This is a genomic window from Priestia sp. VA7, from assembly GCF_055710015.1.
In genome coordinates this window covers 139,847-166,652 of sequence record NZ_JBVQPN010000004.1, presented here as the reverse complement: position 1 = coordinate 166,652, position 26,806 = coordinate 139,847, and the positions used below count along the sequence as shown (strand labels likewise).

Annotated in this window: 22 protein-coding genes and 2 pseudogenes; 13 read left to right on the top strand and 11 right to left on the bottom strand. The window is 33.6% G+C overall.

Annotation, left to right across the window (positions count from 1 at the left end; translation table 11 throughout):
* Positions 1–75: 75 nt before the first annotated feature.
* Positions 76–2,037: a group II intron reverse transcriptase/maturase gene (gene ltrA / locus AC0C45_RS18690; protein ID WP_421536095.1), complete on the bottom strand. Its 1,962-nt coding sequence runs from the start codon at positions 2,035–2,037 to the stop codon at positions 76–78.
* 984 nt (positions 2,038–3,021) lie between these two features.
* Between ltrA and AC0C45_RS18685 the strand changes: the two genes are divergently transcribed.
* Together AC0C45_RS18685 and brnQ are read left to right on the top strand one after the other, a co-directional pair.
* The gene (locus AC0C45_RS18685) at positions 3,022–3,324 is read left to right on the top strand and encodes a hypothetical protein (RefSeq protein WP_257063813.1); all 303 of its coding nucleotides are present in this window, start codon (positions 3,022–3,024) and stop codon (positions 3,322–3,324) included.
* A 484-nt stretch (positions 3,325–3,808) separates the two neighbouring features.
* Complete coding sequence (gene brnQ / locus AC0C45_RS18680; RefSeq protein ID WP_047933817.1) at positions 3,809–5,161, top strand: branched-chain amino acid transport system II carrier protein; 1,353 nt, start codon at positions 3,809–3,811, stop codon at positions 5,159–5,161.
* Positions 5,162–5,290: 129 nt separating this feature from the next.
* Here the strand turns inward: brnQ and AC0C45_RS18675 are convergent, their stop codons facing one another.
* Positions 5,291–5,848: a hypothetical protein gene (locus AC0C45_RS18675; protein ID WP_034655218.1), complete on the bottom strand. Its 558-nt coding sequence runs from the start codon at positions 5,846–5,848 to the stop codon at positions 5,291–5,293.
* Positions 5,849–6,308: 460 nt separating this feature from the next.
* On the opposite strand from AC0C45_RS18675, the gene AC0C45_RS18670 reads away from it, so the two are divergent.
* On the top strand, positions 6,309–6,779 hold the full coding sequence (locus tag AC0C45_RS18670; RefSeq protein ID WP_016766645.1) for a DinB family protein: 471 nt from the start codon (positions 6,309–6,311) through the stop codon (positions 6,777–6,779).
* 508 nt (positions 6,780–7,287) lie between these two features.
* On the opposite strand, the gene AC0C45_RS18665 is transcribed toward AC0C45_RS18670, so the two are convergent.
* On the bottom strand, positions 7,288–7,464 hold the full coding sequence (locus AC0C45_RS18665) for an aspartyl-phosphate phosphatase Spo0E family protein (RefSeq protein ID WP_016766643.1): 177 nt from the start codon (positions 7,462–7,464) through the stop codon (positions 7,288–7,290).
* 1,101 nt (positions 7,465–8,565) lie between these two features.
* On the opposite strand from AC0C45_RS18665, the gene AC0C45_RS18660 reads away from it, so the two are divergent.
* On the top strand, positions 8,566–9,006 hold the full coding sequence (locus AC0C45_RS18660) for a DMT family transporter (protein ID WP_016766641.1): 441 nt from the start codon (positions 8,566–8,568) through the stop codon (positions 9,004–9,006).
* Positions 9,007–9,350: 344 nt separating this feature from the next.
* Here AC0C45_RS18660 and AC0C45_RS18655 read toward each other — a convergent pair whose 3' ends face one another.
* Complete coding sequence (locus AC0C45_RS18655; protein WP_269138155.1) at positions 9,351–9,698, bottom strand: DinB/UmuC family translesion DNA polymerase; 348 nt, start codon at positions 9,696–9,698, stop codon at positions 9,351–9,353.
* Between the two features lie 274 nt (positions 9,699–9,972).
* Here AC0C45_RS18655 and AC0C45_RS18650 point away from each other — a divergent pair, with 274 nt between their 5' ends.
* Positions 9,973–11,385: an ABC transporter permease gene (locus AC0C45_RS18650; RefSeq protein ID WP_257063819.1), complete on the top strand. Its 1,413-nt coding sequence runs from the start codon at positions 9,973–9,975 to the stop codon at positions 11,383–11,385.
* A gap of 753 nt (positions 11,386–12,138) precedes the next feature.
* Here the strand turns inward: AC0C45_RS18650 and norA are convergent.
* A complete protein-coding gene (gene norA, locus AC0C45_RS18645; RefSeq protein ID WP_472928494.1) occupies positions 12,139–13,338 on the bottom strand; it encodes a multidrug efflux MFS transporter NorA in 1,200 nt (399 codons plus the stop codon).
* Positions 13,339–13,476: 138 nt separating this feature from the next.
* Here norA and AC0C45_RS18640 point away from each other — a divergent pair, with 138 nt between their 5' ends.
* A complete protein-coding gene (locus AC0C45_RS18640) occupies positions 13,477–14,301 on the top strand; it encodes a MerR family transcriptional regulator (protein WP_171777379.1) in 825 nt (274 codons plus the stop codon).
* A 174-nt stretch (positions 14,302–14,475) separates the two neighbouring features.
* Here the strand turns inward: AC0C45_RS18640 and AC0C45_RS18635 are convergent.
* Positions 14,476–15,353: pseudogene (locus AC0C45_RS18635) on the bottom strand (Rpn family recombination-promoting nuclease/putative transposase).
* A 562-nt stretch (positions 15,354–15,915) separates the two neighbouring features.
* Between AC0C45_RS18635 and AC0C45_RS18630 the strand changes: the two are divergent.
* A complete protein-coding gene (locus AC0C45_RS18630; protein ID WP_016765086.1) occupies positions 15,916–16,077 on the top strand; it encodes a hypothetical protein in 162 nt (53 codons plus the stop codon).
* A 224-nt stretch (positions 16,078–16,301) separates the two neighbouring features.
* The gene (locus AC0C45_RS18625) at positions 16,302–17,381 is read left to right on the top strand and encodes a lysozyme inhibitor LprI family protein (RefSeq protein ID WP_053215342.1); all 1,080 of its coding nucleotides are present in this window, start codon (positions 16,302–16,304) and stop codon (positions 17,379–17,381) included.
* 399 nt (positions 17,382–17,780) lie between these two features.
* Here the strand turns inward: AC0C45_RS18625 and AC0C45_RS18620 are convergent, their stop codons facing one another.
* Positions 17,781–19,010 carry an NAD(P)/FAD-dependent oxidoreductase gene (locus tag AC0C45_RS18620; protein ID WP_237893877.1) on the bottom strand — a complete coding sequence of 410 codons (1,230 nt, stop codon included), beginning with the start codon at positions 19,008–19,010 and terminating at the stop codon, positions 17,781–17,783.
* A gap of 506 nt (positions 19,011–19,516) precedes the next feature.
* On the opposite strand from AC0C45_RS18620, the gene AC0C45_RS18615 reads away from it, so the two are divergent.
* Positions 19,517–19,699 (top strand): YolD-like family protein, encoded by a 183-nt coding sequence (locus AC0C45_RS18615; protein WP_029324141.1) that lies wholly within the window; start codon positions 19,517–19,519, stop codon positions 19,697–19,699.
* A 400-nt stretch (positions 19,700–20,099) separates the two neighbouring features.
* Here AC0C45_RS18615 and AC0C45_RS18610 read toward each other — a convergent pair whose 3' ends face one another.
* Positions 20,100–20,540, bottom strand: coding sequence for a cell wall hydrolase (locus AC0C45_RS18610; protein WP_013084397.1), 441 nt, complete (start codon positions 20,538–20,540; stop codon positions 20,100–20,102).
* 276 nt (positions 20,541–20,816) lie between these two features.
* On the opposite strand from AC0C45_RS18610, the gene AC0C45_RS18605 reads away from it, so the two are divergent.
* The 3 genes from AC0C45_RS18605 (at position 20,817) to AC0C45_RS18595 (ending at position 22,107) form a co-directional block, all read left to right on the top strand.
* Positions 20,817–21,092 (top strand): GlsB/YeaQ/YmgE family stress response membrane protein, encoded by a 276-nt coding sequence (locus AC0C45_RS18605; RefSeq protein ID WP_034652892.1) that lies wholly within the window; start codon positions 20,817–20,819, stop codon positions 21,090–21,092.
* Positions 21,093–21,123: 31 nt separating this feature from the next.
* Positions 21,124–21,249, top strand: a complete 126-nt coding sequence (locus tag AC0C45_RS18600) for a hypothetical protein (protein WP_255323595.1) — start codon at positions 21,124–21,126, stop codon at positions 21,247–21,249.
* A gap of 378 nt (positions 21,250–21,627) precedes the next feature.
* The gene (locus AC0C45_RS18595) at positions 21,628–22,107 is read left to right on the top strand and encodes a site-2 protease family protein (protein WP_034652893.1); all 480 of its coding nucleotides are present in this window, start codon (positions 21,628–21,630) and stop codon (positions 22,105–22,107) included.
* Between the two features lie 459 nt (positions 22,108–22,566).
* On the opposite strand, the pseudogene AC0C45_RS18590 reads toward AC0C45_RS18595, so the two are convergent.
* The 3 genes and pseudogenes from AC0C45_RS18590 to AC0C45_RS18580 form a co-directional block, all read right to left on the bottom strand.
* Positions 22,567–23,187: pseudogene (locus tag AC0C45_RS18590) on the bottom strand (PTS transporter subunit EIIC); the annotation flags it as partial.
* Between the two features lie 334 nt (positions 23,188–23,521).
* Positions 23,522–23,695, bottom strand: coding sequence for a hypothetical protein (locus AC0C45_RS18585; protein WP_016766194.1), 174 nt, complete (start codon positions 23,693–23,695; stop codon positions 23,522–23,524).
* Positions 23,696–24,210: 515 nt separating this feature from the next.
* Positions 24,211–25,080: a LysR family transcriptional regulator gene (locus tag AC0C45_RS18580; RefSeq protein WP_034655221.1), complete on the bottom strand. Its 870-nt coding sequence runs from the start codon at positions 25,078–25,080 to the stop codon at positions 24,211–24,213.
* Between the two features lie 119 nt (positions 25,081–25,199).
* On the opposite strand from AC0C45_RS18580, the gene AC0C45_RS18575 reads away from it, so the two are divergent.
* Entirely contained in the window at positions 25,200–26,162 is a 963-nt protein-coding gene (locus AC0C45_RS18575; protein WP_257063825.1) for a cupin domain-containing protein, read from the top strand.
* The last annotated feature ends 644 nt before the right edge of the window (positions 26,163–26,806 follow it).

The window sequence follows — 26,806 nt, the reverse complement described above, 5'->3', positions numbered from 1 at the left end:
TCACCTCACACGGCGCTCCAGCAATTCCTAAGTTTGATTTCTACTAAGTCATAAACACTTCATTGGTTTAGTTCATTAGAACAAAGTTAGTTGTTCATAGTAAGTTTTGTTAGTACAGATTAAATTGTTTTTCACAAGAAATCGCAGTTTATTTAATTTCTCGATTTGTTTATCTGTCATTTTTAGTTTGTCCACTAGCTTTTTGGCCAGAGGTTCATTAGTTAGATGTATCAGCTTGTGAATTTCTGATTTTACGAGAATAAGATTTGCGTAGTTGTCGTCCTGCGTTTCACTCCATAATTGTTTGTGATGACAATGCATGTCTGTCAGTTCAAGCTTTTCATTCATAACCCCACATTTTCCGTTTTGTGCAACGAATAGGGAGATTCGATTATCATTGAACTCAATTGTTGCTCTGTCATTAATTACTGGATGTTCCCTTAGCCACCTTAATTCTGCTTCGGTCACGTTTTCCAGTCCTTTATGGATTAGTTTTCGTCCTTCTGGTGTGTACTTATTAATAGCTATACGTTTGCTCATAGGATTCTTATGCAGAATATACGCAAAAGGAAGAATTGGTTTTTTCATGTAGAATCTTATGGTTTTTGATCCGAGATAGGGAATAATTCCTTTATCTTTGCCACTATATTTACCTACCCTTGAGAAACCGAAGGTATCTGCTTTGCTAGCTCTTGGAAGCCGGTTGTACATTTTCCTAGTTAAGTTTCTTCCGGGCCAATGAAAATCTCGACTTACATGGGTGGCAATGCAATAGTAGTTGTGCGCTCCAATCACCATACTGTTGTACTTTCCAATATTCCTAATTATCTCTCGATGGCTTGCTGATTTTTGTAACTTTTTGATTTGGTCTGTTAATTTAGCTATTTGAATTTTGATAGCTTTTGGTGATACATGAGTCTCTGCCACGTATTTGGTTTTCCCCGTGGAAAGACGCTTACCTTTCTTGGTCGCCTTTAAGGTAAAACCAAGAAATTCGCTTCTTTCCCTTTTTAGGTTCGTCACTTTGGACTTTTCTTCAGAGATAGGAAGTTTCAATCTTTCCTCGAGCCATCGTTTACACGCTTTGTAAATCTTTTCGGCGTTGCTTCTTATATTCGTAAATATTTTGAAGTCATCTGCATACCTCACTATGTACATTGGTTTTAGTCTGGTTTTTTTAAGTTCGACATTCTCGTGTGAACGGTTTTGCGCTCCTTGCTTTGTTAGCTTGGGCGTCCTCTCTTTTACCACAAACGTTTCCCATTGTCGGCTTATCCACCAATCAAATTCATTCAGATTGATGTTGGCGAGCAGTGGACTTAATATTCCACCTTGCGGTGTTCCTTTTGTAGGATATATGGTTGAACCATCAGTCATTATAATTGGGGCTTTGAGTATCTTTCGTATAATTACTAACAGTTGTTTATCTCGTATTCCCAATGTCCATAATTGTCGCATTAGCTTTACATGGTTTACTTCATCGAAAAAGCCTTTAATATCGACATCTACCACGAAAGTTAAATCCTGCCGATTAATCTTTCTAACTGAATCTGCAATAGCTTGTTCGGCAGACCGATTAGGTCTGAATCCATAGCTCCTAGGGCAAAAGTGTGCTTCACATATCGGTTCCAGAACTTGCAAGATACATTGTTGGATAAGTCTATCCCAAAACGATGGTATGCCAAGAGGTCTGTTTTTTCCGTTTGGTTTTGGAATTTCCTTACGCCTAACTTTACCTGGTGTGTAATTTTTAAATCGCATTTTAACAGACTTAACAAAACTTTCTTGGGACATTTTTTCGACAGTTTTAATGGTAATCTTATCGACTGATGGTGTTCTACTTCCTTTATTTCGCTTAATATTTCGATAGGCTAGTAGGATATTCTTTTCAGAAACGATTATTTTCATTAGTTGTCGAAAGTTTTCTTTGTTCTTAGCCCTCTGATACAAGTTATCGAAAGTCTCTGTCATACTGTAGTATTCTGAGTTTCGGATACTTTTGTCTTTAAGCCTTTTTCCTACTGAGTGTTTATTCATGGTTTGTCACCGTCCTTTGAAATTCAGTGACCTTTTTAGTCCTACCAGAATCCATGCTAGGATTTAGTGAAATCATGTTTTAACCTTAGTTATTGCCTCGTGGCTGTTCCTCCAGTTCTATTACATAACCTTCATCGGTCGTGCCACTACTTTCATCTACCATTAAAGAGAGTTATATCCTTACGGAATTTTCCCCTCTAACTCGACATGCCTGCCTAGTTTTATTTCACACTATACGTTGGTAGCTTCCGACGTTCCTTTTCAGCTATCATTAATTATACTTAGGTGCTCACTCTACTCCGTGGTTTGCTCCACCGCCTATAACAGTGTAAGAATTAGGGCATCTTCGATTACCTTTGTTTCCTTAAACCAAGTCATCTTTTCAGACCCGACTCATTTCTAAGCCGTAAAGCTATCGAAGCGTACATTCGCGAGTTCGTCAGTGATTTATCACATTCTCACCGTATATAATCCACGGCATACATTACTCGTCCAGTTCCACCGGGTTTATTACTCCCTTTGGCTTTCGGTTACCTCATGAGAGGTACTTCGGGTTACTTTCATGCATACGTTACCCAGCTATGGTCGCCCAAGCCGTTGCTGCGACTTGAGGTTAGGGCGTATTACCGCAGAAGTTTCAAGGCGTTACTCAATCATTCCTTCTGTCACTGAAAAAGTTGTATCTCTTGTAATCTAAATTCAGATTCCATTGAGATCAATCCCTCCCCGTTAGGTTATTAGCCTAACTTTTGAGATTAACGTCTCGCACCAAAGAATGCTTTCATATCAATACAAATAATGACCCTGTTTGGTAGATATTCATAATCCATTGGAATAACTCCTCAAATAAAGAACGTTTGTTCTCCATTATATACGAACAAACGTTCTTTATTCAATAAAAACTCTAAAGTTTTCCCGATTATTGTTAATATAATAGAAGACAAGAATATCACGAGTAAATTTGGAAGATAAAGGAGATAGCAAATGAATAAGAAAATGACTAACTATATTATCTTTTTTTCATGGTTTTTGTTTTTAGTTCTTTTATGGATTATCTTCTCATTTTTTAAAGGTGAAAATGGACAGTGGTGGTCTATGTATCGTTTAAATGCAGACAAATACGGCCTTTGGGCTTTAGAGATTTCTTACATAAAGTTTAGTATTGCTGCTTTTATCTCATTAGCAATAGCTTATATAGTGGTTTTGGATTCAAAAGAAAAAGATAAGGTCAAATCAAGTGCTTTGAAAGTAATATACATCGTTGGCTTTAATCGGAATAAGAAATAATGATAAAAAGACCTTAATTAATATGTTAATAAGGTCTTTTTAGTATCTATAAAATTTATTATGTATTTTATAGATATTAAATAATTGATTTTACTTTTGGATGTTTAGCCCATTTTCAAAAGCTTTATAAGTTTCGTAGTACTATATTTATAAACTTTCTTGCATGTAATTAAATCTCATTAGTTAACAGAATAATATACGCGTTTTGAATATTATTTATGTCTTCTCAAAAGATAATAACCATATTAAACTACTTAATGTACGCGATTTGAATAAAGATTTTGGTTTTTAATATTATTTTTATTTTAACAATGCATAATGAACTGAAAATTGATAATTTTTTAAATTTTATCAAAAAAGTTTATTTTTTATATTGAAATATGTAATTTGACTGTTTATAATACAAAAAAGATAAGTTATTTGCAGTTTAAGTTGTCTGAAAATTTAATTTTTTATGAAGAATATTATTAATGGGGGTTTCACCGTGTCAAACAAAGTACCGTTTTCTTTTATAGTAATCATTGGTTTAATGTTATTTGCATTATTTTTTGGAGCTGGAAATTTAATATTCCCTGCCATGCTCGGTCAGTCAGCGGGAGCAAATATCTGGTCAGCAAATGCGGGTTTTTTAGTTACTGGAGTAGGCTTGCCTTTACTTGGTGTACTAGCTTTTGGATTCTCCGGAAAGGAAGATTTACAATCATTAGCAAGTCGCGTACATCCTATCTTTGGTTTAGTATTTACAACTGTTCTTTATCTAGCTATTGGACCTTTATTTGCTATCCCACGAACAGGTAATGTCTCTTTTGAAATTGGACTTAAACCTTTCATTTCTGAAGGCTCTAGTTCTATAGCTTTACTCATATTTACTATTATATTTTTCAGTATTACATGCTTTTTTTCTCTCAATCCGGCGAAAATTGTCGATATTGTCGGAAAATTCTTAACGCCAATTAAATTAACATTCATTGGAATTCTAGTTCTAGTAGCTTTTATTCATCCTATTGGAAAATTTCAAGCACCTACAGAAAAATATGTAACAAACTCTTTTTTTAATGGGTTCCAAGAAGGATACCTAACAATGGATACTCTTGCATCTTTCGTTTTCGGAATCATTATTATCAATGCAATTAAAGAAAAAGGCGCTAAAACAAAGAAGCAAATTATAACTGTTTGCCTAAAAGCTACGGGAATTGCTGCTATTATTCTTGCAACTATCTATTCTGCCCTTTCATATATGGGTGCTTCAAGTGTAGAAAAGCTTGGGCATTTAGATAACGGAGGTGCGGTCTTAGCAAAAGTATCTAATTATTATTTTGGAGAATACGGAGGCGTACTGCTAGGCTTAATGATTACAGTAGCTTGTCTGACAACTAGCGTAGGACTTATTACTGCATGCTCTTCTTATTTCCATAAATTATTACCATCTATTTCTTATAAGAAAATTGCGATTAGCCTATCCATATTTAGCGCAATAATTGCAAATGTCGGATTAAATCAATTAATTTCTTTTTCAGTACCTGTTTTAACAGTTCTCTATCCATTAGCAATTGTGCTAATTTTTTTGACATTCCTTCATTCTTTATTTAAAGGATGTGCTGAGGTATACCAAGGTAGCCTATTCTTAACGTTTGTTGTAAGCCTGGTAGATGGATTAAATGATTTTGGCTTACACATCCCTGGTATTGATCAATTATTTACTTACTATCTTCCTCTTTACCATATTGGATTGGGTTGGATATTCCCTGCAATTATTGGAGGTCTTGCAGGTTATGGAGTTAACTTGTTTAAAAATAAAGAGAAATTTACTTCTAAATCAACAAGGTTAAATAAATAAATTCTAAAAGAAACCTTTGCTCAGATTGAGACAAAGTCCATAAAAAACCACTATTCCCTCGCTTTTTCTAAATAAGTGAGAGAATAGTGGTTTTAAGAAATCTTTACTTATTCGCTCATAATCTCTTGTTTATTTTATTTCAATTGCCGAAGCTTTGTTATCCCAATCTGAAGCCATATTGGCAGTTTTACCATACCAATCAGAGTGTCTAAAAGAGACTCCTTTGCCATACCCTTGAGATGAAGTATGCTCCCAGAGAGTCGTTGAATAGCTTGAAGAAGGTGATGCCGTGCTTAAAGACGAAATTCTGTCGTTCCAACTGGAAGGCAAGTTTTTAAAACCGTCTCTCCAATAAATGTACTGGCCTCCTTTATTTTTAGACTCGTAGAAATCCGTACAACAAGCACCACTGCCCATCATGGTGACTTTGTTTTGAAGTCTCTGTTTATCTTTCTCAATAAATGCGTTCAAAGCCTCCCGGCTCGTAAACCCATATGCCAACCAAGCGCCTTCTTTATTCTGTTTAGGTAGAACCATGGTTACTTGTATATCTTTGTTGGAAATGCTATTCATTTTGACCTGAGAATCTACATCTTTTCCATCGACAGTTACATAATCAAATGTTTTAATTGTATACTCTTTTTCTGCATACGCCCCGTTCGTGGGCACTGCTATAAATCCCATCATAACAAAAAGAAAACACAATGCGGAAAGGCAACGTTTTACTTGCAAGTCCTTCACTCCCTTATTATTTACATTTTGGTAATATGGTTGAACAAGCGAACCGGTGTTAGTACCCATGTGTAAAATCCAGATGAAATAACAGTTTTTTTGTCAAATGTTATAGCTGGTTACTCTAAATCCCCTATACCATAAATATAATAAATATTTAAAATGTAATAAAATGCTAAAATCACTAAATTTAATTTTAGTTAAAAATGATCATTTTTAACATTAAATGTAAATTAATCAAGAAACAAATAGTATTTAATTAATTTTTATAACCGTTTATTATTCCTAATAGAATAGTTCTAGTTATCATAATTGATTTTATAAGAACCAGAAGTACTCGAAATAAGTTTAGCTAGAAATTCACATTTTTATTTTAGAGAAATTATGCAAAATATTGATAAAAGGGGGAGCACAGATGAATGTAACAGATATAATATTAATAAATTTAAAAGAGATTAGAAGAAGAAGTATAAAGGTTTGGGAAGCAATTCCTGAAGATAAACTCGATTGGAATCCGGATAAAGGGGCTATGCCATGTTTAGAAATGATCCGTCATGTTTTAGAATCAGAATATTACTACCACTTAGCTATTAAAAATTCAGGTAGTCTAAGGGAATTTAATTCTCCTTTCGAAAAGAGACCATTAAATTCTGTAAAAGATGAATTAGAATTTGCAAAATCATACCACCAACAATTTTTAGAAATGATTAGTACTTTTTCTGAAGAAGATTTAACAACTATTCAAATAGACCGTTCAGATGTGGGCTACGTTCGTTCCCTAGGTGATATGTTGATGCGGATAGGCTATCATGAATCCGTACATGCTGGACAACTCTTACAATATCTAAGGATCATGGGGGTTGATCGCCCTAGAATATGGGATTAAAACAAGCAAACGCTATAAATATCATATACAATCTTAGTTATCATAATCACTCTTCAAGGAACCAAGCAAGCGAAAGAACCCTTATAGATAAGGGTTCTTGGAAGTTTTTTTTATTGGATATACAGTTTCTTATACGTCTTTGGTATAACTGATTTTTTCCGTTTATCAGTTGAGAGGATAATGTATAAAAAACCTACCTTTTATACATATGGCAGTGTACCTAACCATTAGTCCTTATAGCAAAAATGTGCTATTGTGTACATGCGGTTATATTTTGGTACTTTATAATTAGCATTCCTACTAAAAAGCTATCTCGTTTGTTAATGTTGAGATAGCTTTTAATATATAAATAAAAATATAAAAACATCTTTACTTTATTATCCAAATTATTTATAATTTACAAGTCGATTAGTAAGTTAATCACCACTTACTAAAAAGCTATCGCTTTCTCTTGCTAGGCCAATGCTGAGAGAAAGCGATCGTTTCTTATTTATAAAGAGACGAATACTTACTTCGTTAAGCTTACCTTCTGTAATTCATTCAACAATTGATCAATGGATCGGCTCACTTGAAGTGTGCGATCACTTGTTATACCTTCTTCTCGTGCTACTTGAATCATCTTCTCCCTCTCTTTTTCTATCTCTATAAGTAAAGTTTGTTGTAAAACACCTTTATACCCCTGCAATTTCTCTACCACCTATTTACTAAAAATGTTAATATGTTCACCTATTTAACAATAAATGTATTCTCCTTTTATTTCAGCACCCAACCTAAAAGAAGTCAGGGGTATCCTTTGTAAGACCTATTTAATAGCTCGAAATCTAGAAATACGAGGATAGATAGTCATTTTGCAGTCTGGTTTATCTTGTTATCATTGCTATCCTATTTGGAATTCCCCAAGGGATATTGAATTTAGCTAACCAAAATGCTGTCTATTTTCAGGCTTCGCTCAAACACATTGGTGCTTCAGCTGGTTTATTAAGAACCTTTATGTACATGGGAACTATACTTTCTTCTGCAACAAACGGATTGTTTTTTAAATCTGAAGCAAATACAAAAGGAATCCATCATCTAGCACTATTTAGTTTAATCATTTGTTTTATTCTGATTATTACCCTATTCGATCAATCTCTGAGTAAAATTGAAAAAAACAGATGACCGTTTAAAATGCTGTATTTACACTTAGGCATGCTTATCTGCAAGAAGATTTTAGTAATAAACTTCAACGAGTGGACACTTTTATGTAGTAACGAAAAAGCCCAGTTTCTCAGTCAATAAATTGAGTAATTGGGCTTTTTATTACTGTAAATTCCTTAGTGGGAAAAATGCACATTTTGTATATGATCGTGCACCTTGGGGAATGTTAATCCAACTCATTAGCTATACACCAAATGAATTAGATTATCCAGAAGAGAGTGAAGCAAAACGTTTCACACCTTAATAGATAATCTGGTGGGTGTTTATATTTAAAACATAAAATAACAACTTAAAAAGCTGCATTTCTATAAATCAACATAGGAATGCGCTTTTTGTTTGTTGAAATAGTAACCGTATACCTTATTTGTTGAATAAATGAACATTGCCAGACAAGTAATGAGGTATAGCTAACCGTCATATTTTAAAATTATTGAAGAAGTAAATAAAATTCTTAATGAAGAGATATCTTAAATACTGAAATAGACATTAATAATTTACGTTTATTTACAGATTAAACATAGGATAAATAGTAACAATTCTCAGTAGCAATCAGCTCTGTTGAATATAAAAGAGGTGTGGGAGGAATATAATGATAATTTTTTTAATTATATTTGCAATATTAGCTGGCATGGCTTTACCTACTCAATTTAGTGTCAATGCTCAATTGAGATCTGTCGTACATTCCCCTATCATTGCTTCGACTATTTCTTTTATAGTTGGTGCAATTATTTTGCTTATTATATCTTTATTTGGAAAAGGTATGAGTGTAAATAAAGAATGGTTCGCAGCACCGTGGTGGGTATGGACCGGAGGCCTGTTAGGAGCTTTTTATGTAGTTGCTTCTATTGTACTTATACCTCGTCTAGGAGCTACTGCTACAGTTGCTTACATTCTTGCAGGTCAAATGGTTGCTTCTACTTTAATTGACCATTTTGGATTAATAGGAGTGCATGTGCACTCTTTAAGCATTCCTAGAGTAATAGGAGTAGTTTTAATCATTGTCGGAGTTATTATCATTCAAAAATTTTAAAATGTAATAATATAAAAGAAAACAGTTATGAAATCGATAATAAACATAACGCCATACAGTAGAAAAAAATAACTAATACTTTATCTAAATAAGCACTGACTATTTCCTATTTTAGTTAGTGCTTATTTTAAATACGTTTTTATTTTATCCTTACATAAAACGAGCATCAATGAATTCGCTTAATCTCATTTTATTCTTTAACTCAAATACGTTATCAATAAAAAAATCAATTACCAAGGGAATCGACAAACTGAATGAACCTTCTCTCTGTTATGTACTGCCCTTTTTTATAATATGTAAGGTACACTTATTTATTTGTACGTAAGGCTTCAATTAAGGTGAAATTAATCTGTAAGACTATTTCGATAACGAGCTGTCGAGTGAGGAAGGTGACTAGACTCACGTAGTACACTATTCTTGCCATAACGCAGCCGAATGTCATCAATCGTTTTAGCAAAAGCATAGGCTCCTTCACGCTGATCGATATCCTCAAATAAGCTCATTTGCTCCTCTTCTTGAATGCTAGTGTTTGATAAGGAAATGCCAATGGAGCGAATCGGCATCCCACTATCAAATGTATGTAAAATGGTGAAACAATATGGAAAGATATCTTGGCTTAAGTTCGAGGCTCTCCCCATTTTCTTTTGTCTGGACAAGCCTCCACCTGTTTGTTTGCTGTAGCCAATCGACAAATGAATCGTTTAAGCTACTACTTGATGCATGCGTAAACGAAAACACACATATATGGACAACTCGTTGGTATGCTCCTCTGTTCTTCTACGATGTTTCAAATGCGACAACTCAGAAAGTCTTTTTGAAAATAAAAGACTGAAGAAATATTAATTTTCTCCAACAAAAGAAACCTTCCTGTAACTATGAAAGGTGTCTTTTTATAACCTAATAATCGATACCAAACTGGACATAATAAAATGAATAAAAAATATCCATTGTTAGGGGAATTGAATCGTGAAGCAATTGTTTAAATTAAGCTCCTCATGGTTTCCAATTTGGTTAATATCATTATTAATGTTAGTCATGGTATTTGTATATCTGCCTATATTTAAAGGTGCAAAACAAAACATGTCTGATGTTCCTCTAATTGTTGTAAATGAAGATAAGGGAAAAGTTGGCGATGCCATATTATTAAATCTTATCGAAAAGCAAAATGGGAACTCTTTTAAATGGGAAGTTGATAAAAGTAGGAAACAAGCATTCACTGATATAAGGAATAACAAGGCATATGGCGCATTAATTATCCCTTCAGACTATTCAAAAAGTCTTGATCGAGTCCATGATACGCTTATTTCCGGTCTTACAAATGATAAACCTGCTGATTTAGAAATTTTATTGAACGAAGGGATTGGGCAAACTGCATCCATGATTGCGAGTAATACCCTTCATACAGTCGCTTTAACTGCTTCTAAAGGAATTAGTAGTCAACTAAAAAATGAATTACTGCAAAAAGGAATGAGAGTAGCACCAGAGAATGCTTCATTATTAGAAAATCCTGTACAGGTTGTTTCCAAAAATGTACTGAGGCTGCCGGTTAATCTTAATAAAGGAATGACACCGTTTGTCATGGCCCTTATATCCTCTATTACTGGAATGTTGGGTGCAAATATGATACATGGATATCTTTTGCGAAGTAATGGTATTTTGAAGAAAAGAGGATCTGCATTAAGTGAATCTGAAGTCCTTACATCAGAAATAATTTTTGGTATCATTTTAACTTTCTGTGTTTCAATTTTTATTCAACTAGGGGTATTTGGAATTTTTGGGAGTGCACATGCTTCAAACATTTGGACGATATTCCTGTTTACTTTCTTTAGTTGTACAACCATGTTTTTGTTATTTAAAACGATAGCAGTATTTTTAGGTGGATGGGGAATGTTAGTAATGTTCCCGGTGAATTTTATGGGGATATTTTCTAGTGGCGGAGCATTTCCTCTATCAACATTACCTACCGTCCATCGACTGTTCAGTCATATTCTACCTACAAGATATATTGTGGATGGAATAAGGGCATTACTTTATTATGATGGAAGATTGGAGGCAGGACTTGGACCAGCCTTATTGGCACTCTCCATCTATTTTGTTTTGACATTAGCAATTCTTATTGTATTCATTAGTCTTACTAAAAAATATAAAGAAGCAGCTGTTGATGAAAGTGGAAAGAAAATTGAAGTAGAAGTAGGAAATGAAATTCCTCATGAACCACCTACTCACGAGCAAAGGAAAAGTCGCCATACAGGAGAAAAAGATGGAATGTTTCGTCAAGCAGTGTCTAATTTAGATAAAGGCAGTAATAAAGAGAAACAGGAAATGAATGATAATGAGTATCGAAACGCATTGAAGTCCTTAGACAAAAATAAAAAATAATATTATTGCTTGAAGATGAGAGTAATAATATTATTTTTTACGTATTTCTAGATTTTTTACATTAACAAAAATACTGCTATAATAGCAGTATTTTTAAATTACTAAGTAAAGGTAAAAGAATAATAAAATAACAATATCTAGTTCCTTAACATACAGGTAACCGCATAAAATGTATCTAAACGTGTAACTTTTTACTTTTGGTGACGTGACCCCTAGTATAGAAAAGCTAAAAATTTTTAATCGCTTAATTATTAGAAGGTGGAGGAAGCCTTTGTTCAATAAGGCTTTGCAATGATATTCAATAATCAAGCGAGTTTCTTAAATATTCGGTTCTCGAAATAAAAAGCCACCTTAAGTAAGTTGAAGAATGACATTTTTCTGTGTTACCAATCTCAAAAACGAATGTATTTAATAAGTTTTATTTTCTCATTTTTTGATCGTAAAATCTTTGATGATTTGTTATCAAGACTATTATCAAAAACAAATTAACAATAACCTCCTTTCGAAATTAGCTCCAATACATACATAAAGCTTGTATTAACGCAGTAACGCTAACGAAGTAGATAGCCTTTAGATACTATGTAGCTACTGCAGTAAGCTTGCCTGTCCAATCGAAAAATAAAAAGAACTCTTACCGCAGTAAGTAAGGGGGAGCTAATTATGTAAGAAGTAATGGGTTTTTATATGCTGGCGGTTGTCTTAATAGCCCATTTTTCATGAAATAGATGAGAAATCAGATTTACATATAAGAGTTTACAAGGTACTCTTTTTAGATAGGTTTAACTCTTCAGTCTTAGGTTTTTTCCATAGTATAGTGATGGCTAAACCAATGATAATGACAACTGTACTGAAATAGTAGGGGTAATTAATATTAATATCAAATAAAATGCCACCTAAGATGGGGCTAAATACGTTGGCCAGGGAAGTGAAAAAAGAGTTCATTCCTCCAACAAAGCCTTGTTCGTTACCAGCAATGCGTGATAAGTACGTTGTTACGGCTGGGCGAATGAGATCCGCACCTATAAATACGGTAAATGTGACTGTCATAACCGTCCAGTAAGAGCTCACTAATGTCATTGTAAAAACTAAAATCGCAGATACTACCAATGACCAACGAATCATATTAATTTCACCCATGTACTTTACTAACGGTTCGAATAGTACAATCTGAAATATTGCACCTATAATGGCACCGCCTGTGATTGAAATAGCAATATCCAATGGACTAAACGCGAATTTATGATCAACGTATAAACTGAAGAATGACTCAAATGCTGTTAACCCAAATGTCGATACAAAAATGATTACAAAAGCAATAAAGAACATAGGCATGAATATCTTCTTTAAGCCCATCTTTTTTTCTATTAGTCCTTTGACCTCTACTTCTTCTTGAGGAGACGCGGGTTCTTTTAACAGCGTAACGGATAAGATTGCAGCAACAAATCCAAGAACTGAAGCTGAGTAAAAGGGTACTCGCGTGCCAATCTCAGCTAAGAAGCCACCTACGCCTGGCCCTATAATTAATCCAGTAGTAATAGCTGCTGACATATATCCTAGCATCTTTGGGCGTGTTTCTAATGTTGTTATATCTGCAATAAAAGCTGTCACAGCAGGCATAATACAAGCACCACTAACACCGCCTAAAATACGTGATACGAACAATAACTCGATTGTTTCCCCTGTTCCAAATAATAATTCTGATAGACTGAAGATAAATAATCCTATTACTATCATGATTTTACGGCCAAATTTATCAGCTGCTTTCCCCGCAAATGGAGAAATAATTAATTGTGTTAGGGCAAATATTGCTGTTAAATAACCAACAGTTGTACCACTAATGTTCAATTCATTCATAATACTCGGTAATACAGGTATGACTAAACCAATTCCTAAAAAAACAATAAATATGTTTATAAGTAAGAGGTATAGTGTACTTCTTTTTGTCTTACTCATATGGAAACCTCCGTCTGTATAGATTGCTATGCAAAAGCTTATATAGCTTGATGTACCTTCCATGTCATATGATATAGCGTTTGCTTATGGTAGAGTATGAAGTATGGAGTTAGTCTATAGTCAAGAGGAGTTTTCAACTTGGAGAGAAAAACTAAAACTTTAACTACAGGAGAATTTGCTAGCTACGTGGGAGTGAAGAAAGATACATTATTTTATTACGATAAAATTAATCTTTTCAAACCTGCGGGGAAACTTTTAAATGGTTATCGCTATTATACCTATGATCAAATTAAATCATTCTCTACACTCCAGTCTCTTCGGAAATTAGGTGTATCAATCGAGGAGCTAAAAGAATATCTTAGTTCCCAAAACACTCATAAATTTATTCAAATGGCAAATCAGCAAACCGTTATAGTAGAAAAAGAAATTGAAAAATTGCTTCAAATTCAACGTTTCTTTAAGCAGATTATTTCAACGGAAGAGGAACTGAAAGGTGTCGAATTTGGAAAAGTTTATGTCCAAAAAACGGAGAAAAAGTACATCCTTCTAAGCAATAAAATCTCAAATGAGGGCATGAATACTGTAGAAGAATGGTCAGAGCAATATAATCATTTTGGAAAACAGATAGGTTTGCAAGTTCCGGTACCTATTGGATCTTTACTAACAAAAGATACCCTAATTCAAGAGAGGTTTGAGAGGGTTGATTATTTATTTTCTTATAGTGAGTTGGACACAGGACAATCAAGGCCAGAAGGTCTTTATGCCATTTATTATCACGAAGGACCTTATAAAAATATTGAGTCTTCCTACCTCCATGTAACTAATTTTATTAAGACAGAAGGCTATTCTATTGTAGGTGACGCGTATGAAGAGTACTTGTACGATTCGATGAAAACTAATAACGAAGAAGAATACCTTACTAAAATTAGCATACAGGTGGAGAAAGATTTAAAGGAACAGTAAGATTTATTTTTTAATCTTGTACTTATAGTTGCACCAAGGGGCCACTTTCTATGAAATAGTACAAAATTCCTTCTAGAACAAGAGGTTTGTTATTTTATCTGAGTAACGAAAAATAAGTACCTAATCTATAATAAAAAGAGCTGTATCGTAAGATACAGCTCTTTTTATTGATATTTATTGGTAACGAAGTTTCTCTAGGTCTTCTATTGTAAGACCTGTCAATTTACTTATCATTTTACTGTCTATACCTTCTTGAATCATGCCTAAAGCAACCTTCTGAATCCCCTTTTTTTCTCCTCGCTCTTCTCCCAGTTTCTCTGCTCTTTTTAAAGCAGATTTTTCATCTAAAAGAGCTTTTCGTCTTGCTTCATAAGCAAGTAATACTTCTGGATCTTGGCTCACACGTTCCCATTCATCCATTGCTTTCTTTAATACCTGATCTTCTTGCATCGCAATCTCCTCCAATACTTGAGTGATTTCTTCATCTTCAGATGCTTCAAGTAATAATAACCATCGCACAAGTTGATCTTCTCGAGGATCTACCTCTCTATTACGCCATTTAATTAATAACTTAGGTAGCTCCATAAAATGAATTTCCAGCATATCAGTTAAGAGTAATTTTTGTTCACGCTCATACAGCTAGAAAGTTGAGTGATAATCATGAATATGGGACAAATAACGGAAGTTAACAATATTAATTGTAATGGTTTTACAAAGCTCTCCGTAATCCATGCCTTCCTTCATTTGGCTACTATACATTTTGGACCAATAATAGAGTGTTCGCTTTTCCATATCAGCTTATTATTAAGTTGAATTTCAATATTAACGCGGCTTCCATCCTCTAATTGCGCGTGTACATCTAAAATCGAACGTTTATCTTCTTGGTTTTCTTTATTAAAATGCGGATCTAATAACTGAACCGTTTGAATCTTCTTCTCATCTGGAAAGCGAAGTGCCGCATTTAAAAAGGCAGCTAAAATGGATTCATTTCCATGGGTGCCAAATAACGATTTAAACGCAAAGTCGACACGTAAATCTAATCGTTTCGTCATAATGCCCTCCATCATATTTATGTTTGTTATTAGTATATATCACGACTAGATTTCTTCTTCCTATATCACGCGTTCTAATTCGATACGTTCACATTGAAAAACTTGTTACTCCTGTTAGGTACAAGATATTTTTAATAACCCATTAATTGAATATAATTAGATAAATAATAAAGGGACTTTCTTTTTGTTTAAGTGCTGCAAGAACTTAATAAGGTGATCAACATCATCTTGAGAAAGGCAAACAACTCTTTGTTCTGAGTTTCGGTCTCAATATAAAAAAAGCTAAGAATGACTGTTTGAAACTAATGTTTCTGTATCTTAGAGGTGAAAAGATAAGGTCATTTTAAAATGTCAATCTACTAAAATTCCTAAAACAGTACATTTCATTACTATTTACCTCCATTTTACTACTAATTCTCATGTATAACACGACTTTTTACACCTTTATAAGTAAAAATATTCAATTTACTTTATATTAACTTATGATTTCGTGTAGTAAAATTAATTTTGCTATAAATGAACAATGCAAATAAAAATACATTTATCAAAAGGGGATAAAACAATGAAAAGTCGTGTTATCAAAATTGTTTCTTCACTCGCTATAGGAATAGGAATTGTTGCAGCTCCAGCTTCCTCATACGCTGCAACGCCTAAAACCATGAAAGTTCATTACATTGATGTTGGTCAAGGAGATAGTATTGGGCGGCAGATGATGTCGTTATAATAATGTGCTAAATAAAGTATTCTTGCTCTAGCATAATGAATAAGATGTCAGTCTCTTACTTTGAGACTGTTTTTTACGAATTAATTATTAATAAACTGTTTTGAAAAAATTATAATATTTCACTGCTAAATAATATCATTACTAAGGAATAAAACGTTGTTATACTATCTTTTAATATTGGTAAAATACACATGAAATTAACAACTTTTAGAGGGGGAACAGCTATGTATAAAAAAGGTGTTTTTTTATTAATTACGGCAATTTCTTTACTGGTTTCTGGCTGTCAACAAGAAGAAAAAGTCGATTCAAAATCAAGGGAAACTGGAGAGGTTAGTAGCCAGGAGACCAGTGATAATAGTGCTAATAAAGCGAATCAAGATAGTAATAATGCTACAGACAATAATACTGGGGAACCTTCAACTATAAAAGGTAGCGATCATGGGAGTGCTGTTCACAAAAATAGTAATCAGCAAAACCCAACTAATTCAAATACAGTCTCCGATGACGCTTTTGTTACTAAAGATACAGCAGCTCTAGTAATGGCTGATTACATAAATGGACTAACAACTGCAATTAATACAGGCCAGTTCAGTAACGTTGCACATGTTTTAAAAGGTTCGTTATATAGTGACCAACAATCATTAGTAAGCAACTTATATAAGAAGGGTATTAAAGAGAACTGGGTAGATTATTCTGTAGTAAATTTTACAAAAGCAGGTAACTCTTCTGATGGGCCTCTTTATAACATACAAACTGTAGAGACTGTATCTGTTATACAACCAGATGGATCTCAAAAAACAAATAAATATAATTGGATGTACACAGCCGTGCTTATCAATAACCAATTATACTTAACTGATATAGCTAAGAATGGACCGATTACTACTGTATCAAAGACTGGTCCAACTTCAAGCACTCCATCAACAAATAGTCCAGCTACAACCATAACTAATAGCAAAAAAGCTTATTATTTAGATTTATTAGAACAGACTAGAACTAGTGAAGTACAACCAGTTAATGACCAAATCGATGGTGACAGAAGACAAGCTTCTGGAGCAAATTATCAAATGTGGGACCAAGTGTTGAACGACATCTATGGCGAATTAAAAAACCAATTATCTGCATCAGAGATGAATGATCTAAAAATCAAACAACGTCAATGGATTAAAGATAGAGATGCTGCTTCTCAAAAAGAGTTGAAAGAAGCTGGAGGCGGAACTTTAGCTTATGCTGAAGAAGCCCGTATTTTACACGAAATGACTAGAGAACGTTGCTACGAGCTAGTTACTTATTATATGAAATAATGAGAAAATGCTATATTTACATGGTGGAACTTTATGTATTGGCTATCTTTATTGTTATGTGTATATATGCCATCCTATAAATCACACACATACACATTTGCTCTTGCTATTTCTTGCCGTTATTTCTCTTCCATTTCTATCTGACTATTATTAGCTAACACCATCCTTTGCAGATTCATAAACTTCTCTAATAGTGATGGGAATAATTTAATGTATTCAACGTAACAAAGAGCCACTTGTTTCATACAAGTGGCTTTTTATATTGAGTATGTTTTAGATAAAATGTACTAATCGTAACAGAATATTATCTTTGTTTTCAATATATCCCTTTCTGCTCTCGGTTTACCTTCCCCTCATTGCTAATTCTTGAAAACTCTTAGGTCAATTTCAAAATTTTTGCTAGATTGACTGCATAATTCGTGTGAGTTCTTTTTCTAAAGCATCGGGCTCGTTTGAGTAATTATAAATCCCTAAAAATTTCTCTATAGCCACTGGATGAGAACTGATTAGCTTATTGACAGCATTCTGTTGTTCAGAGATGCGTTCATTCTGCGAAATTTGACATCCCATGTGAAACCGAACCATAAACTCGTCTTCTATTGCCTTTTGATATTCTTCAGATATTTGATTTGATTGTTCAGATTGCCCCTTATATTTTGAGAGAATATTGGATAATATACGTGCTCCACATATAGCATCATGGATACCTTGTGCCATGCCAGGATCTTTAAAACAAACTGCATCTCCAACTAACGCCCACCCTTTTCCCATCCCTTTATACCAGTAATTATCATATCCGAGAATGCCTTTAACCGGTTCTACTAGTTCTGCATTTTTTAAACGCGTCCCTATTGTTGTATTCGGAAAGTTATCTGTTAAAAAATTGCGTAGACAGCTTTCTGGATTTAATTTCAATCGTCCTATCAATTCCTTATTTTCTAATGGGAAAATGCCGGCAATAACATATAAATTATCATTCGTTGGAAAGAGAATGGCTGTGTTATCTTTTATCTTGTATACTTCAAATTTAGGGACATTGTCATGGCGAAATTCAGAGAAGTACCCGAAATAGATGCCGACTTTTGCCGAAATGCTTATTTTGATTTCACTTTTTACCAGCCTGCGAATAATTGAGGATCGGCCGTCTGCCCCGACTACCATGCGAGCTAAAAATTCTTGTTTCTCGTTATTGCCATCTAGACCTTCCACCCCTACTACTGTATCGTCATCATGAATAACATCCGTCACACGAAACCTTTCTAGAACGGTTACATTCATTTGTGATTTGGCTTGTTCAAGTAGGATCTGATCGAGATAAGTTCTTCTAATGCAGTAACAACTTTCTTCTCCGTCAACCTTAGGGATGCGTCCTTCTATCGCGGTATCCTCAAATTGAAATTTAATATCCTGTACCGGTGGGGCGTTTGTTTTCAATAATTTGTCCATGACACCGATTCCTCGAAGAAGAGCGACAGTATTATTGAAAAAAGTATGGGTTGATAATGTATCCTTTGGAAAGGTCGCTTGGTCTACTAACAACACATGGAAACCTGCCTTTCCAAGATAAATAGCAAGGGTAGAGCCGGCAACTCTAGCACCGGTAATGATGACATCATACGTCTTATTCATCGTATCGCTCCGTTTCCAAGTACAATTATTAATTTGCGTATCCATTAGAAGGATTCCAAAACTAATGCTCTTACGAGTTAAAGCAATGAGGTAAATTGACAAGGGTATGCTACATACATAAAGTATGGAATTTAAAACGAATTAAGTACAGAGAATTTCCACCTATTAAACAATTAAAAAGAGTTTGCGCTAAAAATCAGAATGATATTTAAGCATTAAATAAAAGCCCATCTATAAGAAGGTACGATAGATGGGTTGAAACACAGATATAGATTCTAGACATATATTTCTTTTCCTCTTTTATTCTTTGAGCTTTCTTCCTGTTGAAAGTTCACAAAGTTTACACAATAAAATGTAAGCGTTTCCTATAAGTTTGTTGTATACTAAATAATATAAAATAATATAACTTTTAACTTGTATGATTTTCTCACAAATTATGCATGATAATTACTTATTTGAATAACACATTTCTACATTAGTTATATAGGAAGAAAGGAGAACGGAGCATGATATTGAAAGCATTGAGAAAGAAAGGTGTCATTACGATTAACTATTATCAAAACGGTTTATTACAAACATGTAAGGGACGTGTAAATGATCTTAATCTTCATGATCAAACTCTTTCTCTAGAGGATGAACAACACAATATATTCTCTATTCGTCTATCGGGCATTACTGAAATTCATTAAGTCTATCATCGCGTAGTTACATTATTTAATATGTTTATTACAGAGAATATTAATGATAAAGCTATAAAAAAGAGGAAGAGAACTCTCTTCCTCTTTTTTATAATTTATTTACCTTATTAGTACTATTTCTTGTTCCATTTGATTAACTGCTTATGCGAAACAAAGGAACACCTACTAACCAGGAAGTTCCCTTTTTATTTCGCTAGATAAAAATACATCAAAACAAAGATTAAAGAAATAGGCTACAGTGAGAGGCAAAGTTTTTTTAAACGGGCCATTGTCACATGATCTATAAGAGTTGCATAGAATAAATAGGGCTAGCTATCAGCACCTACGACTAAAATGTTGTATTCCCAGCTCCCCCATACTACTCCAGAATTAATCATAGCTCCTTGATAATCTAACCTCTATAAACACTAGCACATGTATCAGGTTTTGGTTCGTAATAACAATGATTTTTAAATTGACCAGATGCAGGTTGACCGTACCATGTTGGAGGGCACGGAGCATGTGGATTAAAATACCAAAGAGCAAATTTCGCTGGGTGTTGTCTCCAATAATCCAAATTTTGCTTTGCTAATCTTTTTTCAACACCTCTCGCTCTTTGATAAAATACATTGCCTTTTTGAACAGCTTCAAACGAAAAGTTCCCCCCCTGTACTTGATAAATGACTTGTGAAACGGTTCTTAAATTTTTAAAGTCTATACAATTTGCTGCAAGACGATTAACAATTACATTTCCGACATATAACATCCCTAGTCTTCCTTCACCTTCAGCTTCTGCTCGCATCATCCTTGCCATTAAGTTAATGTCTGCACTTCGGTAACTTACTCTTGCCATTTACTCACCCCAAAAATATAGTATGAAAAAAACCTATATTAATGTCATTGTTTATAAGATAGCAATTTATACGCTGGGGTTAGTCTAGTCACTTATATTTTTCATAAAATGGACGAGACATTAGAAGGTGTCCAAAAGAACAAAAAAAGATTGCAAGCAAAGCTATATGATCTTAGTACATAAGAAGAAAACTTTGTTGTGGAAAAAAATAACAGGATTAATAGGTTTTAACCTGGGGTAAAGTCAACTAACTATTTCAAAAGGAGAGAATGATGTATGAGTATTCTATGGATGCTAATTGTAGGTGGAATTATCGGTTGGCTTGCCGGTTTAATTACAGGGCGTGACGTTCCGGGAGGCATTATTGGTAATATTATCGCTGGTTTTATTGGTTCTTGGTTAGGTGGTCTGATCTTGGGAAGTTGGGGACCAGTCATTGGTGGTTTTGCAATCATTCCAGCCATTATTGGAGCAATCATTCTGGTGTTAATTGTAAGCTTTGTTCTAAGAAAGATGGGACAAAAAAACAATCACGGGCATCATGCAAAATAAATCGAAAAAAATTAAGTTGGAGTGATTAAAAATGGGAGAAGAAAGTAAGCCTGTGTTAGATGATTTTGTTGAAGACGATCAATTTGAATTAGAATCTTATCTTACTTATTTGTTCGATCAAATTAATCATGATAACGAAATTCTGTTAGAAACTTAATGACAAACCAAATATTTTATTATAAAGAAAAAGAGAAAAGAATAATAAATCAGAATATAACATAAGCGACCTTAGTAACTTTGTTTACGATACATAGGGTCGTTTATTGTTATGGAGAATGTTTGAAAATAAAGTGAAGCTATTCTTCTTAATAGGCCCTGTTGAAGATTATTGATCACTTTACCTACTGCTTTATTAAAAAACGGTTGGTCCTAGCCTCCGACTAAAGGCCTTTCATGGTGCCAAACGGATGATTGTACATATGATTAAAAAGGCACAACCTCTGTTGAGAAAAGTCTGTCCATTATTAAATAGATTTTATCTATTTTAATAAGCCAACGATTTATTAAATCATTTCATGGTAAAGGAGATGGAAATGTGTTTGGATTCAGTGATATGCCTAAGTTCTTGTTTTCTTTCTTACTTGTACTACCACTTGTGTCTCTTGTTCATCAATTAGGTCATTCTATCATGGCGATCTTTTTCGGAGGGAGAGTGGATTTTACCATTGGAAAAGGAAAAACGATTTTTAAATGGAAGAAAATTAAAATAAAATCTGTTTACTTTTTGGATTCTTTTTGTGTATATGAAAAACTAAAATACGACAACCGATTTACCCATGCTTGTGTCTATGCTGGAGGTGCCATTGCTAATTTAGCTTCTATTTTCCTTATAAATGGTTTAGTTATGGATGATATCCTTTCAGCAAGTCTCTTTTCTTACCAGTTTGTCTATTTTTCTGTTTATTATATTGTCTTCTCGCTACTGCCGATCAAATATACAGAAACAAATTCAAGCGATGGACGTGCTATTTACGATGCATTGAGGTATGGAAAAATAACATGTAACCCTGATTAATAAGGCTGAAATAATGATGGAGATTGAAAAATCAACAAAGCTACATATTATTTCGTTTGCGCAATAAGTTAGACAGTAAAAATAAAACTACTTTAAATAATGTAGTTAATTTAGCAATTAGTATAGATGTTGATGATAAGTGATAACAAAAAACCTTTTACTCCTTTCCGGTAGAAGGTCATTTGTATGATGGAAATGTAATTATAGACCATGCGAGAAAGTTAACATATACCGTCTAAAGTAGAACATAATGAGCAATAGTGGTAGCGTGAAGGATTGTATATTTCAGATTTTAAAAATAAGTAAATAAAATTATATAAAAAAGAGAAGGGCTTTAATCTTCTCTTTTCCTACAACATCAATGATTAAGCTTTGCTAAAAAGGCCTTATACTGGATCTAGATATAAGGCTTTTTCTAATGTCATTCATTGTAGTTTATTAATTCCAATTTATATATAATTACCGATTCTTAAGCATCTTGTCGTTATAACCAAATAGCCATGTGAGAATAAATGATACAGCAAGGGCAATCAAATTAACAAAAATATAGATAAAAATATGATTATTCAAGTACAATAATAATCCTGGAATAGCTGTAACAGACATTCCTGTTGCTTTTAGATGAAAAATCGAGGCTAAGAATCCCCCTACTGCTACTCCTATAAGGCCCATTATAAAGGGTTTAAAGAACCTTAGGTTCACTCCAAATATAGCCGGTTCTGTAATTCCTAAAAAGGCTGAAAATGCTGATGGGAATGCTAATGCTTTCACTTTTTTATTTTTAGATTTCAATCCAACTGCTAGCGTTGCAGCCCCTTGAGCTACGATTGCGCTAGTAATTAATGGATTGAATGGATTAAATTTCGTATCAGCTAATAATTGAATTTCAAGTAAATTAAATATATGATGAACGCCAGTAATTACAACACCTTGTTGTAGGCCACCAATAATAATACCAGCTAAACCAAACGGTAAATCTAAAATTGCTTTTGTGCTTGTTAGAATTACGTTTTCTAATGAATGAAAGACTGGTCCGATAGCGAAGAGACCTAATGTAATCATAATCAATATTGATAAAAAAATCATAAGAGGTTATTTATGTAAGTGGTTTATAATACGATTTATTTGATAAGAATGTTGTTATACCTTCCGAGGGTAGTTCACGTGAATAACCTTCTATATGATGGCATGATATAGATAGAAGGTCTTCCAACAAATATACAAAGATGGTACCCTAAGCATCACCACACACAAATTTTGTGTTTTTTTTGTTGGAGAGAGAGTAGCTTTAGGATTGCTCTCTTCCTCATTAAATGGTATAATTTACAAAATAAAAAAATTCTACATGGTTTTAGTTTTGTAAGATAAAACTTATCGGAGAACCACCTTACTTCTGTAGGGTGGTTTTTTCGTGCTATTTTTCTGGATGGTAGCCGAGGTTTGCATTTACTTTTCCACTTAGACCATCATTATTAGCAGGAATCTTTTTACTATTTGATTTTGGTACATCTACTGGTTGGATATTTCCACCATTAGTATCATAACTATTGCTATGGTTATTATTTTGTGTTGAACCGTATTCTGGCATAAAAACACCTCCTAGACGTATTATTTGAAAGTTTGAAGATAAAATAAGAGGTAGTATGAGGAAATTACTAATACAACTACTCATGAAAAGACTTTTAATTTTTTAGTGGAGTAAAACAGTTCGTATAAGTATATGCGATTAAGTGAACGTTCGTAATTTGATTTAAAATGTAAACGAACGTTAAAATTGGTAGTTTCATTTTTAAAACATCATGTCCGTAAAGGTACACTTTTTTGAACATTCTTCATTCTTATAAGTAATTGAACAAGTTTACTTTTTGTAATTTAAGGTTTACCTCTTACATTTAGAGACATCAAAAATAGATAAAATCAAATTACATTTACTTATATATCCAAACTCAGATTTATTCTTATATTTCTTACATAATATAAAAGGTGTATCTTAAGATACACCTTTTAAAACCCTATTACTTTCGCAATAAAATCAGCTATTAAAACTTTTTTACTTTTAATTATAGTTTCCCATGGACATATACTATTTTGTACTTTATCTAATTAAAATAAACAAGTCTCTCTTGCTAACTGGATAAAAGATTGCACTAAAGGTGATTGATCTTTTTGTCGCCAAGCAATACCCATAGAAGCTACAGGTAATTGATCGTCAAGGTCCAAATATACAACATCTTGGGTATGTAAATTCACGGCGGATTGTGGAACTACGGCAATACCCAATTTAGCTGCAACTAGACCGATTACAGTTTGGAATTCTAAAGCCTCTTGTTGGATGATTGGATTACATAATCCTAAGATTTCATCATAGAGATTTGACCATGTTTTTCTAGACAACATTACAAAAGGATAGGTTTTAAGATCAGAAAGAGAGACGTTTTTTATTTTTAATAATGGATGCTGTTTTGGAACTGCCAGTACGCATGGGACTGTAGAAACGATTTCGGTATGTACTATCTCATCATTTACAGGTGGTCTTAATACTCCTATATCAATTTCCCCTTCACGTAAAGCTTCTAATTGCATAGGCGTAGACATTTCGAATAGATGAACTTCAACTTCTGAATACAAATTTCGAAATTCTCTTAGGATTGAGGGAAGAATATCGTAAGTAGCCGATCCTACGAACCCAACTCTAATTGTCCCGATTTCTCCATGTTGAGTACGTTTCGCATCTTCAACAGCACGTTCAAGATGATTAAAAATCTTACAAACTTCCGTATAAAATAATTTTCCTGCATCTGTTAATTTAACTTGACGTTTATTTCGATAAAAAAGAACAATATCTAATTCTTTTTCTAAATTCTGAATTTGTAAACTTAAAGGAGGTTGCGTAATCTTGACACGCTCTGCTGCACGACTAAAGTTTAATTCTTCTGCTACAGCGATAAAATATTGTAATTGTCGAAGTTCCATCATTTATCACCTCCTAATCAGTTATATATAAAATATATTACAGCAGTTTATATTATATATTTCACTATTGTCTTTTATCAAGATAAGATAAGACCATAAAGATAATAGGAGGTTTACACATGACTATAAATGAAAAACAAGCAAACTTATCTAATGGAAAAGTGAATAAAGACTGCACTAAAGATGCCCTTTTTTATGAATATACTACTGCTGCTGATCCAATCGGAAGTGGTATCATAAGTGCAATTCCCCCTAAAGAATTTTCCTCTGAATTATATAACTCAGGAGAAACTCGTATTGTTACGTTGGACCTTTCAAATGAACTCAAAACTGAATATCCGGCAACAAGTCCATCACTTCTTGCTCACTTCATTCGAATTAATGCGAATGACAGCATTACTACACAACCCAATGCAACCAGTGAATTATATTATATTATTTCTGGTGTAGGCCGCACAGAATTAAATGGTGAGATAATCACTTGGAAAAAAGGTGATTTTTTAACTCTTCCATCCGGCTCGACTAGCAGGCACACTGCAACAGAAGATGCAACCATCTATTATATTCTCGATACTCCACTTCTTAATTATTTAGGAGTTAAAGCAACAGAAACTCGTTTTAAACCGACACTTTTTACAGCTGAACAAGCTACTGCGAAATTGGAGGAAGTAGCAAACGCTCCTGATGCTCACCTAAAAAATCGTATTTCTATTTTATTAAACAATCAAGAATTCAAACAAACTCTAACCATTACACACGTATTATGGGCGATGTTCGGAATTGTTCCTGTAGGATCTAACCAAGCAGCTCATAGTCATAAGTCAGTTGCCCTTGATTTTGTTGCTTATGCTGCACCCGGTACTTATACTTTAGTCGGAGATAAGATTGATCCCGTTACTAAAAAGATAATTGATCCCGTTCGCATTGATTGGGTAACAGGAAAAGCATTTGTTACTCCTCCAGGATTGTGGCATTCTCACCACAACGAATCTGAAGAGCCTGCATTTATTATCCCAATTCAAGACGCAGGCCTTCAAACGTACCTTCGTACATTAGATATACAATTCACTCACTATGTTTAAAATAAAAAAGCACCTTTTGGGGTGCTTTTTGCGAATGGGAGACTGAATATGAGGGTAGCTAAATTTTGTGAAAGGAACATTAAAGTAACTAAAGCAAATATAGTCTTAGATATTCTTCAACAAAATTATCAGCAAGATATAGAGGTTTGTGTTGTGGATTGCTTCAGACGATGTCTAGAGTGTAGAGTGACCCCATTTTGTCGTGTACAACTAACCACACTTCAAGATAATGACGTAGACACTTTGGTGAAAAAAATACTAGAAAATGTTTAAATTAAAAATAGCCTTAAAGGTTATAAGAGCAGGCTTAAGCCTGCTCTTTTCCTCTGAATATCATATACAAACTTAGTTAACACAATGAAAAATTTGTATTTACACTTTTACCTAAACCACTATCAGGTTTTGAACATTCTGCTATGGATACGTGGTATATAAAAGATTTTAATTAACAATAACAAAATAAAAAGCAACCTCAGCATTGGCAGGCGAGGTTGCTTCATGTAAGGGTTCATTCATACGTATCCAAGTACGAACGATAGCAGAATTATAACATGTTTTTCAATATAAATACTATTTTTGATGTGTCTAACATATGCATAAAAGGTGCTTTTTTATGCATGATCTCTTCAACTTCCTGTAAGGAG